Annotated in this window: 15 protein-coding genes and 1 pseudogene; 5 read left to right on the top strand and 11 right to left on the bottom strand. The window is 72.8% G+C overall.

Annotated features, from left to right (window positions below; translation table 11 throughout):
- The first annotated feature begins 2 nt into the window (after positions 1-2).
- Both J4557_RS37615 and map read left to right on the top strand, forming a co-directional pair.
- Positions 3-491 (top strand): YajQ family cyclic di-GMP-binding protein, encoded by a 489-nt coding sequence (locus tag J4557_RS37615; protein ID WP_208271567.1) that lies wholly within the window; start codon positions 3-5, stop codon positions 489-491.
- Positions 492-673: 182 nt separating this feature from the next.
- Entirely contained in the window at positions 674-1,441 is a 768-nt protein-coding gene (gene map, locus J4557_RS37610; protein WP_208271566.1) for a type I methionyl aminopeptidase, read from the top strand.
- On the opposite strand, the gene htpX is transcribed toward map, so the two are convergent.
- From htpX to J4557_RS37575, 7 genes and pseudogenes are all read right to left on the bottom strand, one after another.
- Positions 1,442-2,296, bottom strand: a complete 855-nt coding sequence (htpX, locus tag J4557_RS37605; RefSeq protein WP_208271565.1) for a zinc metalloprotease HtpX — start codon at positions 2,294-2,296, stop codon at positions 1,442-1,444.
- 112 nt (positions 2,297-2,408) lie between these two features.
- Complete coding sequence (locus tag J4557_RS37600; protein ID WP_208271564.1) at positions 2,409-3,899, bottom strand: NADH-quinone oxidoreductase subunit N; 1,491 nt, start codon at positions 3,897-3,899, stop codon at positions 2,409-2,411.
- Complete coding sequence (locus J4557_RS37595) at positions 3,899-5,404, bottom strand: complex I subunit 4 family protein (protein WP_307800429.1); 1,506 nt, start codon at positions 5,402-5,404, stop codon at positions 3,899-3,901. The genes J4557_RS37600 and J4557_RS37595 overlap by 1 nt, the downstream gene beginning before the upstream one ends.
- The gene (locus tag J4557_RS37590; RefSeq protein WP_208271563.1) at positions 5,401-7,461 is read right to left on the bottom strand and encodes an NADH-quinone oxidoreductase subunit 5 family protein; all 2,061 of its coding nucleotides are present in this window, start codon (positions 7,459-7,461) and stop codon (positions 5,401-5,403) included. The genes J4557_RS37595 and J4557_RS37590 overlap by 4 nt, the downstream gene beginning before the upstream one ends.
- Positions 7,462-7,583: 122 nt before the next feature.
- Positions 7,584-7,913, bottom strand: a pseudogene (gene nuoK, locus J4557_RS51910) (NADH-quinone oxidoreductase subunit NuoK); the annotation flags it as partial.
- On the bottom strand, positions 7,913-8,464 hold the full coding sequence (locus J4557_RS37580; protein ID WP_208271561.1) for an NADH-quinone oxidoreductase subunit J family protein: 552 nt from the start codon (positions 8,462-8,464) through the stop codon (positions 7,913-7,915). The gene J4557_RS37580 and the pseudogene nuoK, both read right to left, overlap by 1 nt.
- On the bottom strand, positions 8,461-9,027 hold the full coding sequence (locus tag J4557_RS37575; RefSeq protein WP_307800428.1) for a NuoI/complex I 23 kDa subunit family protein: 567 nt from the start codon (positions 9,025-9,027) through the stop codon (positions 8,461-8,463). The genes J4557_RS37580 and J4557_RS37575 overlap by 4 nt, the downstream gene beginning before the upstream one ends.
- Before the next feature lie 117 nt (positions 9,028-9,144).
- On the opposite strand from J4557_RS37575, the gene J4557_RS51225 reads away from it, so the two are divergent.
- Together J4557_RS51225 and J4557_RS37565 are read left to right on the top strand one after the other, a co-directional pair.
- A complete protein-coding gene (locus J4557_RS51225) occupies positions 9,145-10,221 on the top strand; it encodes a ComEA family DNA-binding protein (RefSeq protein WP_307800427.1) in 1,077 nt (358 codons plus the stop codon).
- 206 nt (positions 10,222-10,427) lie between these two features.
- Positions 10,428-10,724: a GYD domain-containing protein gene (locus J4557_RS37565; RefSeq protein WP_208271560.1), complete on the top strand. Its 297-nt coding sequence runs from the start codon at positions 10,428-10,430 to the stop codon at positions 10,722-10,724.
- A gap of 6 nt (positions 10,725-10,730) precedes the next feature.
- Here J4557_RS37565 and J4557_RS37560 read toward each other — a convergent pair whose 3' ends face one another.
- The 4 genes from J4557_RS37560 to J4557_RS37545 are packed head-to-tail and all read right to left on the bottom strand — an operon-like array spanning position 10,731 to position 13,790.
- Positions 10,731-11,687 carry a complex I subunit 1/NuoH family protein gene (locus tag J4557_RS37560; RefSeq protein ID WP_208271559.1) on the bottom strand — a complete coding sequence of 319 codons (957 nt, stop codon included), beginning with the start codon at positions 11,685-11,687 and terminating at the stop codon, positions 10,731-10,733.
- A complete protein-coding gene (locus tag J4557_RS37555) occupies positions 11,680-12,294 on the bottom strand; it encodes an NADH-quinone oxidoreductase subunit C (protein WP_208271558.1) in 615 nt (204 codons plus the stop codon). Before J4557_RS37555 ends, J4557_RS37560 begins: the two co-directional genes overlap by 8 nt.
- The gene (locus tag J4557_RS52530) at positions 12,291-13,358 is read right to left on the bottom strand and encodes an NADH-quinone oxidoreductase subunit NuoB (protein WP_208271557.1); all 1,068 of its coding nucleotides are present in this window, start codon (positions 13,356-13,358) and stop codon (positions 12,291-12,293) included. Before J4557_RS52530 ends, J4557_RS37555 begins: the two co-directional genes overlap by 4 nt.
- A gap of 60 nt (positions 13,359-13,418) precedes the next feature.
- On the bottom strand, positions 13,419-13,790 hold the full coding sequence (locus J4557_RS37545; protein WP_307800426.1) for an NADH-quinone oxidoreductase subunit A: 372 nt from the start codon (positions 13,788-13,790) through the stop codon (positions 13,419-13,421).
- A gap of 152 nt (positions 13,791-13,942) precedes the next feature.
- Between J4557_RS37545 and J4557_RS37540 the strand changes: the two genes are divergently transcribed.
- Positions 13,943-15,271: an EGFR-like transmembrane domain-containing protein gene (locus J4557_RS37540; protein WP_208271556.1), complete on the top strand. Its 1,329-nt coding sequence runs from the start codon at positions 13,943-13,945 to the stop codon at positions 15,269-15,271.
- The last annotated feature ends 96 nt before the right edge of the window (positions 15,272-15,367 follow it).

The raw sequence follows: 15,367 nt of genomic DNA, 5'->3' as shown, positions 1-15,367 counted from the left end.
CGATGGCCGACAGCTCGTTTGACATCGTCTCGAAGCTCGACCGGCAGGAGGTCGACAACGCTCTGAACCAGGCCGCCAAGGAGGTGGCCAACCGGTTCGACTTCCGGAACGTGGACGCCGGGATCAAGTGGTCCGGGGAGAGCATCGAGATCCAGGCGAACACCGAGGAGCGGGCGAACGCCGTGCTCGACGTGCTGAAGGACAAGCTGGTCAAGCGGGGGATCTCGCTGAAGGCGATCGATCCCGGCGAGCCGCGGTTGTCGGGGAAGCTCTACAAGCTGGGCGTCGGGCTGAAGGAGGGCATCTCCCAGGAGGACGCGAAGAAGATCGGCAAGATCGTCCGGGATGAGGGGCCGAAGGGGATCAAGGCCCAGATCCAGGGGGACGAGTTGCGGGTGAGCTCGAAGAAGAAGGACGATCTCCAGCAGGTCATCGCCCTGCTGAAGGGCAAGGACCTGGACGTCGCCCTCCAGTTCGTCAACTACCGGTAGAGCAGATGAGAGCGCGCCTGCCGCCTCCCCCGCAGAGGCGGCCGGCGCGCTCTCGTGGTTTATGACGCGGCGGCGGGCTCGTCGGTTCGCTCCGTTTCCGAGAAGGGTGCGGGGCGGGCGGCGAGGGCGGTCTGGCCCCGGTCGCGCTGCCGTCGGTGAGGGGTGTGATTACCATCTCCGCCATGGTGACGTACCGAAGCCCACGGGAGTGGGAGCTCATGCGGGAGGCGGGGCGGGTCGTGGCCCGGATCCTGGCGGGGACGCGGGAGGCCGCGGAGCCGGGGCTGCCGCTGGCGGAGCTGGACGCGGTGGCCGGGCGGATCCTGAAGGAGAACGGGGCGACGTCGCCGTTCCTGCATTACGAGCCGAGCTGGGCGCCCGTGCCGTATCCGGCGAACATCTGCGTGTCGGTCAATGACGTGGTCGTGCACGGCATCCCGGACGGGCGGGTGCTGGCGGACGGGGATCTGGTCTCGGTCGACTGCGGGGCGACGCTCGACGGGTACTGCGGGGACGCCGCCGTGTCGTTCTTCGTGGGAGCCGGCGACGAGGCGGGGCGGCGGCTTCTGGACGTGACCGAGACCGCGCTGGAGCGGGCGATCGCGGCGGCCGTGCCGGGGAACCGGATGGGCGACATCGCGAACGCGGTGGAGCGGACGGCGCGCAGGGCCGGGTTCGGGATCCTGCGGGGCTGCGGAGGGCACGGCATCGGAACGGAGATGCACGAGGACCCGCCGGTGCCGAACGTGGGCAGGGCGGGAACGGGGATGCCGCTGCGGGAGGGCCTGACGATCGCGATCGAGCCGATGTTCCACGAGGGCGGGTCGGACGACTCGCGCCTGCTTGCGGACGGCTGGTCGATCGCCACGGCGGACGGCGGCCGGGCCGCGCATTTCGAGCACACCATCGCGATCACGCCGGACGGCCCGGTGGTCCTGACGGCGCCGTAGCTAGCGGCGGCCCGCCATGCGTTCGAGGCGGGCGATGCGCTCGGCGGTCGGCGGGTGGGTGGAGAACAGCTTGCCGATGCCGGCGCCGCGGAACGGGTTGGCGATCATCAGGGCGCTGGTGGTGGCGAGCTCGGGGTCCTGCGGCAGCGGCATCGCCTGGGTGCCCGCCTCGATCTTGCGGAGGGCGGACGCGAGGGCGAGCGGGTCTCCGGTGAGGCGGGCGCCGGCGGAGTCGGCGGCGAACTCGCGGGTGCGGCTGATCGCCATCTGCACGACGGCGGCGGCGACGGGGCCGAGCACCAGCATGAGCAGGGCGCCGAGGACGCCGGGGCCGTCGTCGTCGTCCGCCCGCCCGATCGGCAGGAAGATCGCCAGGTGCGACAGGTAGGTGATCACGGTGGCGATGGCCGCGGCGACGGACGAGATCAGGATGTCGCGGTTGTAGACGTGCGAGAGTTCGTGGCCGAGGACGGCGCGCAGTTCCCGCTCGTCCAGCATGCGGAGGATGCCGCGGGTGCAGCAGACGGCGGCGTTGCGCGGGTTGCGGCCGGTGGCGAACGCGTTCGGCTGGCGGGTCTCGGAGACGTACAGCCGCGGCATGGGCTGGCGGGCGGTGGTCGACAGCTCGCGGACGAGCCGGTAGAGCATCGGCGCCTCGACCTCGCCGACGGGGTGGGCGCGCATGGAGTGCAGCGCGATCCGGTCGGAGAAGACGTAGGCGACGCCGTTGGTGCCGAGGGCGATGACCAGCGCGATGGTGAGTCCGGCGGTGCCGCCGAACGCCCAGCCGATCGCGAGCATCAATGCCGACAGCGCGGCGATCAGTGCCGCCGTCCTGACGCCGTTGAACCGCACTCTTCACCGCCTCCCCGTCCGAACCCGCCATGAACAACAACGGTGTGACCAGCCGCGACGTTCCCGACTTCGCGGGCGGTCGCCGGCCGGGCCGGGTGGCCCCTCTTCCAGGCTAGGTGGCGGCCGAGACGGTCTGGAGGACGATCTGCGGCGCGACCGACAGCACGACCGCTCCGGCGGCGGTGGCGGCGAGGGCGGCGCGGACGGGCCATCCGGGCAGCGGGTCGGCGAACGGGCGGACCGGCGGGGTGAACAGCCGGACGGCCCAGGCGAGGTAGTAGTACAGGCCGATGGCGGTGTTGATCGCCATGATCACGGCGAGCCAGGTGACGCCCCCCGCGACGGTGGCGCGGAACACCACGACCTTCGCGAACAGCCCCATGACGCCCGGCGGGAGGCCGGCCAGGCAGATGAGGAAGAACGCCAGGGCGGTCGCGGTGGCGGGGCTGCGGTGGGCGAGGCCGCGGTAGCCGTCCAGGGTGTCGCGGTACGGCCGGGCACCGTCGAGCCGGCGCCGCGCGAACCCGGTGACCACGGTGAACGCGCCGAGGTTCATGACGGCGTAGAGCGCGACGTAGGCGGTGGTGGCGGCGACGGCCTCGGGGAGGCGGTGCGACCCGACCGACAGGGGCGCGAGCATGTAGCCGGACTGGGCGACGGACGACCAGGCCAGCAGCCGGATCGCGGTCCGCTGGCGGAGCGCGACGAGGTTGCCGAGGGTCATGGTGAGCGCGGCCAGGACGGCGATCACCGGCCCCCAGACGTCCCCGTACGCGGGGAGCCCCAGGGCGAGGACGATGGCGAGGCCGGCGAACCCGGCGGCCTTCGACACGACGGACAGGAACGCGGCGACGGGCAGCGGCGCGCCCTCGTAGACGTCCGGGGCCCAGAAGTGGAACGGGACGGCGGCGACCTTGAACGCGAACCCGGCGAGGAGGAGGACGACGCCGACGGCGGCGACCGGGTCCAGGTCGGCGGGGACGCGGCCGAGGGCGGGCGCGATCCGGTCGAGGTGCATGGCGCCGGTCGTCCCGTACACCAGCGAGATGCCGAACAGCATGATCGCGGTGGAGACGACGGAGACGAGGAACAGCTTGAGCGCGGCCTCGGACGCGCGGCCGTCGTAGCGGCGGAGGCCGACGAGGGCGAACACCGGCAGCGACAGCGTCTCCAGCGCGACCAGCAGCAGGATGAGGTCGCGGGCGGCGACGAGCGTCAGGGCGCCGATCACCGCGCACAGCAGCAGGAAGTGGTACTCCCCCGCCGGGATCCGCGCGTCGGTGATCTCCTGGAGGGACAGCAGCACGACGACCAGGGCCGCGGCGAGCACGAGGCCCTGGAACAGCAGGGTGAAGTCGTCGGTGACGTAGGAGCAGGAGCGGGGGCCGCCGCCGCGCAGCGCGTCCGGCACGCAGAAGGTGGCGCGCCGGTCGCCGGGCGCCAGCGCGATCACCGCGACCAGCGCGGCGGCGAGCGCTCCGCCGCAGGCCAGGCCGAGGACGCGGCGCGGGGCGTCGAACGCGTCGGCGAGCAGCAGCGCGAGCGCGGCGACGGCGACGATCAGCGGCGGCGCGATCGCCGCGTAGTCGATGCCCTGGATCATCAGCCGCCTCCGAACAGCGCGCGGACCGGCGCGGCGGTCACGTCCAGCAGGGTCTTCGGCCACAGCCCGACGAGCAGGGTGAGCGCGATCAGCGGGACCCAGGCGGCGTACTCCTGGGCCGACACCGCGGCGCCCGGACCGGACCCGAGGGGTTCCGGCGCCGGGCCGTGGGTGATCTTGGCGAGCATGCGCAGGAAGTAGCCGGCGGTGAGCAGCGCGCCGATCCCGGCGAGCGCCATGAACGTGACGAACGCGCCGCGCGGCAGGTCGGCGTGCGGACGGTACGCGCCGACCATCGCCAGCATCTCGCCCCAGAACCCGGCGAGGCCCGGCAGCCCGAGCGAGGCGACGGACGCGAAGGTCAGCACGGACGCCAGGCGCGGCGCGGTGCCGAGCATGCCGCCGCCGATCCGGTCCATGTCGGTGGTGCCCCAGCGGTCCTTCACCGCTCCGGCCAGGAAGAACAGCAGCCCGGTGATCAGGCCGTGCGCGACGTTGCCGAACAGCGCGGCGTTGATCCCGACGGGGGTGAGCGTCGCGATGCCGAGCAGCACGAACCCCATGTGCCCGACGGACGAGTACGCGATCATCCGTTTGAGGTCGCGCTGGGCGAGGCAGGCGAGCGCGCCGTAGATGATGCCGATCACGGCGAGGAGCCCGAGCCACGGCGCCCACACCTGCGCGCCGTCCGGCGCGAGCGGCAGCGCGACGCGGACGAGCCCGTAGGTGCCCATCTTCAGCAGCACGCCCGCCAGCAGCACGGACCCGACGGTCGGGGCCTCGGTGTGCGCGTCCGGCAGCCAGGTGTGCAGCGGCCACATCGGCGCCTTCACCGCGAGCCCGACGGCCATCAGCGCGAACGCGGCGATCTGGACGCCGTGGGAGACACCGGAGCCGTGCCGCGCGGCCAGCCGGACCATGTCGAGGGTGCCCGCGTTGACGGCCACGAGCAGCATCCCGGCGAGCAGCAGGCCCGACCCGAGCAGCGTGTACAGGATGAACTTGGTCGCGGCGGCGCGGCGCCCGTCCCCGCCCCACAGCATGATCACCACGTACATCGGGATCAGGACGGTCTCGAAGAACACGAAGAACAGCACGAGGTCGAGGGCGGTGAACGTGCCGATCAGGCCGATCTCGAGGACGAGCAGCAGGGCGGTCAGCAGCCGGATCCGCCCGCCCGCCGGGGGATGCCGCAGCGTGTACAGGAAGCACAGGAACGTCAGCAGGGCGGTCAGCACGACCAGCGGCAGGGAGATCCCGTCGGCGCCGAGGTGGAACCGCAGGCCGATCGCGGGCGACCACGCCCAGTCCGCCTGGAGTTGCGTCCGCGAGGTGTCGCCGAAGTCGAACGCGGTCAGCGCGGAGACCGCGACGAGCAGCGCCGCCGCGGACACGCCCGTCCCGAACGCCCGGACGGCGAACTCGGTGCGCAGGAACCGGTCCGCCGGGACGAGCAGCGCCACCGCCCCGAACAGCGGGATCGCCATCATCCACAGGAAGATCACCGGAAGATCACCACCAGGGCCGTGATGACGACGACGCCCGCGAGCAGGCCCGTCAGGTACGTCTGCGGGTTGCCGTTCTGCGTGATCCGCAGCAGCCCGCCGAGCCGCCGCGCGCCCCGTCCGGCCCCGACGACGGCCGCGTCGACGCCGCGCCGGTCGAACCCCACGACCCCGCGCGCGAGGGCCTGGACGGGGCGGACGATCGCCGTCGCGTACAGCTCGTCCACGTAGAAGCCCCGCGCGAACACCCGGCGCACCGGCCCGAGGGCCACCGCCGGGTCGGACGCCGGGTCCCGGTTCCAGCGGAGGTACACCGCGCCCCCGCCGACGGCCAGGAGCGCGATGCCGAGCAGCGCCGGGCCGGCGTGCGGGCGCAACTCGCTCGCGCCGAGCCCGAAGAACCCCAGGATCGCGGCGGGCACCGCCAGCGCCGCCACCGTCCACGACATGAACCTCGACGGCTCGCGGATCTCGTACGTCCCGCGCGGCTCCCCGAAGAACGTCATCAGCCAGGCCCGCGTCGCGTACGCCGCCGTCAGCGCGACCGTCAGCAGCAACCCCAGATAGACCAGCCACGCCACCCAGGACGGCAGGTCGATGGAGGCGACGCTCGTGGACAGCTCGCCCGGCGGGATGTTCGCGTAGCCCACGATGTGGTCGCTGAACGGCGGCCGGCCTCCCATGGAGGACAGGTCACCGGAGAGGCCGCTCAGGGGCGGCATCGAAGGCGGCGCCGAGGGCGGCGGTATCGACGGTGCCGCCTCCGGGGCCAGCGGGGCGTAGGCGAACCAGCCTGCCTCGGCGGTGTCGTGGCCGTGGAGGGCGGCGTGCTCGGCGGCCTCGATGACGGAGTCCTTGCTGAACCAGCCGCTGAACGGCGGGACGCCCGCGAGGGCCGCGTACCCGGCCGTCATCGACCAGAAGGTGATCGGCATGCCGCGCCGCAGCCCGCCGTACTTGGCGAGCAGCGTGGACCCGGTGGTCGCGATCAGGCAGCCGGCGGCGAGGAACAGCAGCGCCTTGAACGCGCCGTGCGCCAGCAGGTGGAAGATCGCCGCGGACCTCGCGCCGACCGCGAGCGCGGCCGCCATCACGGCGAGCTGGCTGATCGTCGAGTAGGCGAGGACGCGTTTCAGGTCGTCCTGGGCGAGGGCCGCGAGCGCCGCGCCGACCATCGAGATCACCGCGACGACGCCGAGGACGGCCAGCGCGCCGGGCGCGGCGACGAACACCCCGTACAGCCGCGCGACGACGTAGACGCCGGCCGCGACCATCGTGGCGGCGTGGATCAGCGCGCTGATCGGCGTCGGGCCGGCCATGGCGTCCGGAAGCCAGGTGTGCAGTGGGAACTGGGCGCTCTTGCCCGCGACGCCGGCGAGCAGCAGCAGCGCGGCGGCGGTGAGCGTCGAGCCCGGCATCGTCCAGACCCGGGTCAGGACGCCGTGGATCTCGAACGTGCGGGCGCCCACCCCGAGCACGATGATCCCGATGAGGAAGCCGACGTCGCCCAGCCGCGTCACCAGGAACGCTTTGACGGCCGCGCGGGAGTTGGCCCGTTCCTCCCAGTGGTGGCCGATCAGGAAGTACGAGCAGATGCCCATGACCTCCCAGCCGGCGTACAGGACGATGAGGTCCCCGGCGAGGACCACCAGCAGCATCGCGGCGGTGAACAGCGAGATGAAGGCGGCGTAGGACGAGTAGCGCCGGTCGCCGTCCATGTAGGCGACCGAGTACACCTGGACGGCGAGCGCGACGCAGCAGACCATCAGCGCGACGACCGCGGACAGGCCGTCCACCTGCAGCCCGACCCGGATCGGCACCGAGCCGGTGTCGATCACCGCCAGGGAGCCCGTCCGCTCGCCGGGGTCCTGCCAGACGACGAACGCGACGATCGCCGACAGGACGAGCGAGACGGCGACGGGGGCGCAGGCGATCAGCGCCGGGCCGTCGCGGCGCGGCGAGCCCGGCAGCAGCCGCCCGAGCGCGGGGCCGGACAGCATGCCGGCGAACGCGGCGAGGAACGGCAGCAGGATCGCCAGGGACGCGAGCCAGATCACGGCGCCGCCTCCTCGACCGGCTCGGGACCGGTCTCCGAGCCGGTCTCGGCGGCGGGCTCCGGCTCGGGCCCACCCGCCTCGCCGCCCGCCTCGCCGCCCGCCTCGCCGCCCGCCTCGCCGCCCGCCTCGTCGTCGGACTCGTCGGTGGACTCGGACAGCGAGCGGAGCCGGTCGATGTCGACCATCTGCCGGTTCCGGAACACCAGCAGGACGATCGCCAGGCCGAGCCCGACCTCCGCCGCCGCGATCACGATCGTGAACAGGGTGAGCACCTGCCCGCCGTGCAGCCGGTCGCGGAACCGCATGTCGAACGTGACGAGGTTCAGGTTCACCGCGTTCAGCATCAGCTCGACCGACATCAGGACGAGGATGGCGTTGCGCCGCGCCAGCACCCCGTACACGCCGACGGAGAACAGCAGCGCCGCGACGACGGTCGGGTAGGCCAGGTGCATCAGCCGCGCCCCTTCCCCCGGCCGGAGCGGCCGGAGCCGCCCGAGCGGCCGGAGCCGATGTCGGTGCGGGACAGGACGATCGCGCCGACCAGCGAGGCCAGCAGCAGCACCGACAGCACCTCGAACGGCAGCACCCACGTCCGGAACACGCCGGCGCCGAGCGCGCTCGCCGATCCGCCGCCCGCGCGCAGCGGCATCCGCTCGTCCCGGAAGCCCATGACCATGACCGTGACGAGGACCGCGGCGGTGGCGACGGCGACCGCGGCGGCGGCCCACCGGTTGCCGGAGTCGAGGTCGGCGGAGTCGCCGATCGGCGCGCGCGTCAGCATGATCCCGAACAGCAGCAGCACGACGACCGCGCCGACGTAGATCAGTACCTGCACCCACGCGACGAACTCCGCGGTCAGCACCAGGTAGCCGCCCGCGAGCGCGCCGAACGACAGCACCAGCCACAGCGCCGCGTGGACGAGCCGCCGCGTCGTCACCACCATGATCCCGGCCCCGACGGCCACCACCCCGAGCAGCGTGAAGACGATCTCCTGGCCGCTCATCGCCCGGTCCCCGGACTCCCCGGCGGGCCGGGCGGGCGGGACGGGCGCCGCGCGGCCCGCGCCGCCGCCTTCTCCGCCGCCGCGATCTCCTTCGGCGGCTCGGCGGCCGGATCGTGGGCCTGCGGCGGCGGGACGGTCCACATCCACTCGCGGAGCCGCTCCTTCTCGTGGGTCAGCTCCGCGATGTCGTACTCGGCGTACTCGAACTCGGGCGACCAGAACAGCGCGTCGAACGGGCAGACCTCGATGCAGATGCCGCAGTACATGCACAGCGCGAAGTCGATCGCGAACCGGTCGAGGACGTTGTGGACGCGCGGCCGCCCGCCGCCCTCGGCGGGGACGGTCTCCTTGTGCGAGTCGATGTAGATGCACCAGTCGGGGCACTCGCGTGCGCAGAGCATGCAGACGGTGCAGTTCTCCTCGAAGAGCGCGATCACCCCCCGGCTGCGCGGGGGCAGATCGGGCTGCACCTCGGGGTATTGACGCGTGATGGAGCGCCGCGTCATAGTCCGCAACGTGACGGCCAGCCCCTTGGCCAGCCCGCCTCCTGGCAACCGTCCCACGCGCAACATGATTGCGCACGAAACGCCGCGGTGGAACGCGGCGGGTTCCGCGTTCGTCGGACGATACGCGGGCACCCGCGGTCCGCGCTCCTGTACGCCTGCGGGCAAGGAGGACATGTGAGCCACCATGCGGACGGACAGTACGACCACGGAGCCGACCACGCCCGCCCGCAGTCCTCCACGCCGCCGGGCGCCACGCCGCCGGGCGGGACGCCCGTGCAGGGGACGCCGCCGGGCGGCATGCCGGTGCACGGCACGACCAAGCCGGACGGTTTCACGCCGCCGGGCGGCACCGCGGTGCCGCCCCCGCCCGTCCCGCCGCGGCCCGTCCCCTCCCCGCCCCCTCCGGTCTCTCCGCCCCCTCCGGCGGCCTCACCGCCCCCTCCGGCGGCCTCGCCGCCGCATCCGGCCGTGCCGCCGCGCCCGGCGGCACCGGGCCCTGCGGCCCCGGGAGCCCCGCCGCGTCCGGTGCCGCCGCCGGGACCGCCGGACCGGTCCCCGGCCTGGGGGTCCGGCGGGTATCCGCTCCCGCCGCTGCGCCCCGTACCGCCGCTTCCGCCGCCGCCCGAGCAGCCGAACGGCGTGCTGTGGGCGATCCTGCCGTTCCTCACATTCGGGGTCGCGACGCCCGTGACGTTCCTCTACGCCGCCGTGAAGCGCGGATCGTGGAACTACGGGGCCGCCGCGGCCGGCTACGGGATCGGCCTGGTGACGATGCTGGCCGCCCTGAACAGCGGGAACGTGCTGCTGATCGCCCTCGGCACCATCCTGCTGCTGACGCTGTGGCCCGCGGGGACCGCGCACGCCTTCGCCGTCCGCCGCCAGGTGTACCCCCGCGAGGTCCCGCGCAGCCACAACAACGAGAGCGCCGTCGAGTACGCCAAGTACCGGCGGAACCTGCGCGCCGACGCCCGCGCCATCGTCGCCGAGGACCCGGCGCTCGCGCACGAGCTGCGGATCGGCCGTCCGGACGTCCCGCGCGCCTACGACGACGGCGGCCTCGTCGACGCCAACCACGCCCCGGCCGAGATCATCGCGGCCCTGCCCGGGATGACGGAGGAGCTGGCCGAGCGGGTCGTCGCGCACCGGGACGAGCACGGCACGTTCGTCTCCGTCGAGGAGATGGCCGTGGACTGCGACCTGCCGCCCGCGATCATGCCGCAGCTCGCCGAGTACACGATCTTCCTTCCCTGAGAGGGAGGTCCGTGAGGAAGGCTTGGCGAAGTTCCCCGTCGCCATGCCCTCTGCGGGCACTGGCTGGCCGGAGTTTTGCTGGGCCGAGATATTCGTCGCGACATTTCGGGAAATAAAGACCGTCGGCCGCCTGGGATTCACTGCGGTGGACGACCGCCCTGACGGCGGCCGGCGGTCCGATGCGGCAGGCCAGGCCGGGGGGACACATGACGCTGTACGTCGCGTTGGCGGAGTGGACGGAACAAGGGGTGCGGAATTTCTGGGACACGGCGGACCGGGTCGAAGAGGCGAAGACGTTCGCATCCCAGTTCGGCGTGCAGCTCCTGGACCTCATATGGACCCCGGGAGGGCAGTACCACATGATCGGCATCTTCGAGGCACCCGACGACGCGACCTTCACCGCCTACATGCTCACCATCGAATCGATGGGGGGCGTACGGGCCACCTGGACCCCCGGGTACCGATTGGACGAGATGCGCGAAGTGATCAGCAAGAGCAGGTGAGAGTCCTCAGGAGAAGGCGACCTTGAGGACGCCGGTCAGCGCGAGCTGCGCCAGCGACAGCGGGACGAGCCACGCCCACGCGAGCCTCTGGAGCTGGTCCTCGCGCATCCGCGGGTAGCTGACCCGGAGCCAGATCACGCAGAACGCCAGCACCGCCACCTTGATCAGCGTCCAGAGCCAGCCCAGCTCGGTGTCCAGGAACGGGCCCTTCCAGCCGCCGAGGAACAGCACGGCCGTGAGCGCGCACAGCACCACGATCCCGGCGTACTCCGCCAGGATGAACAGCGCGAACCGCAGCCCGCCGTACTCGGTGTACGGGCCGAAGATGATCTCCGAGTCGGCGACCGGCATGTCGAACGGCGGGCGGCGCAGCTCCGCGAGGCCCGCGACGAAGAACACCACCGCGCCGATCGCCTGCCACGGCAGCCACCACCAGCGCCACTCGCCGACGATGCCCTGCAGCGACAGCGTGCCCGCCGCCATCGCCACCGACGACGCCGCGAACACCATCGGCAGCTCGTAGGACATCAGCTGCGCCGCGACCCGGATCCCGCCGAGCAGCGCGTACTTGTTCGCGCTCGCCCAGCCGGCCATGATCGCGCCGATCACCCCGATCCCCATCACCGCGAGCGCGAAGAACACCCCGACGCCGAGGTCCAGCGCGACCTGCCCGCCCGGCCCGACCGGCACCACGACCAGCACCAGCAGGTACGGAACGAGCGCGACGCCCGGCGCGAGCCTGAACACCCACCGGTCGGCGTCGCGCGGGACCACGTCCTCCTTCTGCGCGAACTTCACGCCGTCCGCGACGAGCTGCGCCCAGCCGTGGAAACCGCCCGCGTACATGGGGCCGAGACGGCCCTGCATGTGCGCCATCACCTTGTGCTCGGCCTGCCCGACCAGCAGCGGCAGCAGCGCGAACGCCGCCGCGACCAGCACCAGCTTCCCGACGATCTCAAGCATCCGGACCCCGCTCCCGCGGCGGGCGCCCGGCGGCCCGCCGGCGCTCCGCCACCTCCGCCCAGGGGCCCTCGTCGGGCACGCCAGGCGGCCGGACGCGGCGGCGGCTCGGCGCGCCGTGCCCCGACTCGCCGGGCTCCTTCGCGCCCGGCCACGGCTTCGCGACCCGCGCCGCCAGCACGAAGTCCTTGCGCAGCGGATGCCCCTCGAAGCCGTCCGGCAGCAGCAGCGGGACGAGGTTCGGATGCCCCTCGAACACGATGCCGAACATCTCGGCCGTCTCCCGCTCGTGCCACGCGGCGCCCCGGTAGACGCCGGTGGCGGTCGGCAGGGACGGCGCGTCCCTCGGCACCCGCGTCCGGACGAGCAGATGGTGGCGCCGCTCCAGCGAGTACGCGTGGACGACGACGGCGAAGCCCTCGCCGAGCTCGTCCACGCCGGTCAGCCAGTCGAAGAAACCGCAGGCCAGGTCGTCGCGGGCGAAGGTGAGGGCCTCCACCCAGCGGTCGGCGGGCACGCCGACGGACAGCCCGCCGGCCGTCTCCTCGGTCGTCACGTCGTCGCCGAAACGGTCCGTCCAGGCGGCGGCCAGGTCCGCGGCGGCGCTCACCGGCTCCGCCCGATCTCGTCGTCGTTCCCGTCGTCGGCGAGGCCCGGGATGATCGACGGGTCGTGCTCGTGCCGCGGCCGCCGCCGCGGTTCGCTCCTCTGCGGCTCGCCGGACCGCGGCTCACCGGCGTGCGGCTCGTCGGCGGAATCGTTCTCGGTGGCGGAATCGTCCTCGGCGGCGCGCTCGTCCTCGATGGCGGGGATCGGCCGCGTCTCGTCGTCGGGGCGGACCGCACCGTGCTCGGCGGCGGGTTCCGGCCCGGCGGCGGGCAACGGCCTGGTCTCGCCCTCGGCGGCCGCGACGTCGCGGGGCCCCTCGGTCTCCGGTTCGACGGGCGGCACGGGACGCGTCTCATCGTCCGGACGCACGTCCTCGGCCTCGGGCACCGCGGCCGGCGGAGGTTCGGGCGGCGGGACGGGCAGTGTCACGTCCGACGGCGACGGCTCTTCCGGCGCCGCAGGCTCGGCGGCCGGTTCGTCCGAGGGCGGCGGCTGGAGGGGGCGGCGCAGGACGGTGGCCGAGAACGGCCGCGGCGCGGGCGGCGGGCTCGTCGGGTCGCCGCCGTCGTAGCGGTCGCCGAGCGACTCGGCGGCGATCTTCTCCTGCAGGTGGACGATGCCCTGCAGCAGCGCCTCGGGACGCGGCGGGCAGCCGGGGACGTACACGTCCACCGGGATGATCTGGTCGACGCCCTTGGTCACGCAGTAGGAGTCCCAGTACGGGCCGCCGCAGTTGGAGCAGGCGCCGAACGAGATCACGTACTTGGGCTCGGGCATCTGCTCGTAGAGCCGCCGGACGGCGGGCGCCATCTTGTCGCTGACGGTGCCGGACACGACCATCAGGTCCGCCTGGCGGGGGCCGGGCGCGAACGGGATGACGCCGAGCCGGATGAAGTCGTGCCTGCTCATCGACGTGGCGATGAACTCGATCGCGCAGCAGGCCAGGCCGAAGTTGAAGACCCACAGCGAGTAGCGGCGGCCCCAGTTGAGCACGAACTTGACCGGCTTGGGCGCGAGCCGCGACAGGGGTCCGACGCTCGGCGGCGGGAGATCGATGGTGCCCACGCATGCATTGTTACAGCCCGGACGGGCCCCGCCGGTGGCTCCGGACGCCGAGCGGCGGGCTCAGACCCAGGACAGGACGCCCTTGCGCCCCGCGTAGAGGAGCCCGACGGCGAGGAAGGCCAGGAAGACGAACATCTCGCCGAGGGTGGTGGCGCCGTAGCCGGGGGCGGAGAAGACCGTCGCCCAGGGGAACAGGAACACGGCGTCCACCGCGAAGACCACGTACAGGTAGGCGAAGACGTAATAGCGGATGTACGAGTGCGCCCAGCCGTCGCCGACCGGGTCGACGCCGCACTCGTAGGTGGTGAGCTTCTCGGCGGTCGGGCGGTGCGGGCGGAGCATCCGGTTCGCGGCGAGGCCGCCGCCGACGATGCCGCCACCGGCGATCACCAGCGCCGCAAGCGCGACATATGAGTCGAAATAGTTATGCACCGCCACGCTCCCGTCTGCGTCCAAGCAAGTATCCCCGAAAGGGCGTGCGCGAGTGTGATGTCGTACCTCCACCTCGGTGGATCACAATGTCATCGTTTTGCTGCACACTAGAGAACGCATTGAGGTCAGTTGACCTGGAAGGACGTGACCGGATGAGCAACCCTCCGCCGAACCCGGGCTGGGAGAACCCGGGTGGTGCCTCCTGGCCGCCTCCGCCGCCTCCCGCGGGTCCCGGCGGCGCCCCCGGTCCGGGCGGCCCCGGATACCCGGGTGGCCAGGGCGTTCCCGGCGCTCCCGGCGGCCCCGGCGCGCCGCCGCCCCCCGGCGGGTACGGCGGTCCCGGCGGCCCCGGCACACCCCCGCCGTTCTTCCCGCCGCCTCCCGGCGGCCCGATGGGTCCCGGCATGCCGCCGCCTCCGAAGCGCAGCAGCGGCCCGCTGATCGCGGCGCTCGTCGGCGGCGCCGTCGTGGTGATCCTGATCATCGGCGCGGTGGTCTTCATCGTGGCGTCCAACGGCGGCGGCAAGTCGCCCGAGGACAAGCTGAAGGCCGCGGCCGACTCCATGGCCGCCGAGCGCGTCGTCGGGCTGAAGGGCGACTTCGGCGGCGGCGCCGACAACATCGAGGGCCAGCTCGACGTCACCAAGGGCGGCCGCGCGACCGGCCCGGTCACCTGGAACAGCGACAACGTCACGCTGCTGTCGGCGGACGGCAAGCTGTTCCTGAAGGCCGACGCCTCGTACTGGCGCGACCAGATCGAGAGCACCGAGGGCACGCCGTACTACCTCGGCAGCGGGCAGCAGTGGGGCCGGCTGAGCGCCGACAAGCTCGACATCGACTTCAAGCAGGAGCTGTCGCCGACCGCCCTGGCCACCAAGCTGCGGGCCGCGGCGACCGCCAAGGTCAAGCCGCTGAAGACGACCTGGGCCGGCAAGAAGGCGCTGAAGTTCACCACCTTCACCTCGACGCTCTACATCACCGACGCCGACGACGCCGAGCTGCTGCGCTACGAGGCGACCACGCCGCGCGTCGCGCTGGACGTCACGCCGAAGTCCTCGTCGGATGCCTCCACGGTCATCTCCACCATGCGCACCAGCATGGGCGAGCTGAAGAACTCCTTCGACGCGTCGGCGCGCCCGTCGGTCGACGAGTGGAAGAAGGGCGGCTGCAACAGCAACTCCGGCTGCACCGTCGAGGCCAAGATCCGGCCGCCCTACGGGGCGTCCACGCCGCTGACGATCGACGTCCGGTTCAACATCACCGCCGGCACGCTGACCGGCAGGGACCTCGGCAACTGCACCGACACGATCACGATCAACGACACCAGCTCGGTGTGGGCGAGCTGCCGGATCGCCACCTCCGCCTGGCAGAGCTGGGCCAAGTCCACCGGCGGCACGTTCTACAAGCACGCGCAGTACAAGGTGATCGGGGCCACGCCCTCGGAGGTCGCCTCGCTGCAGAGCGGGCTCGACAGCGAGTGAGCCCGCAGGTCGGGGCGGGCGGCGCGGAGGCCGGCCGCCCCGACCCGGGTGGTGGTATGCCCGGCGATGCACGGTTTCCGGTCCGGCCGCTCGCAT

Source organism: Actinomadura nitritigenes (assembly GCF_017573545.1).
In the GTDB taxonomy this organism is placed as follows: domain Bacteria; phylum Actinomycetota; class Actinomycetes; order Streptosporangiales; family Streptosporangiaceae; genus Spirillospora; species Spirillospora nitritigenes.
Note: the sequence above shows the minus strand (reverse complement) of the source record. Positions and strands in the feature narration are given on the sequence as shown.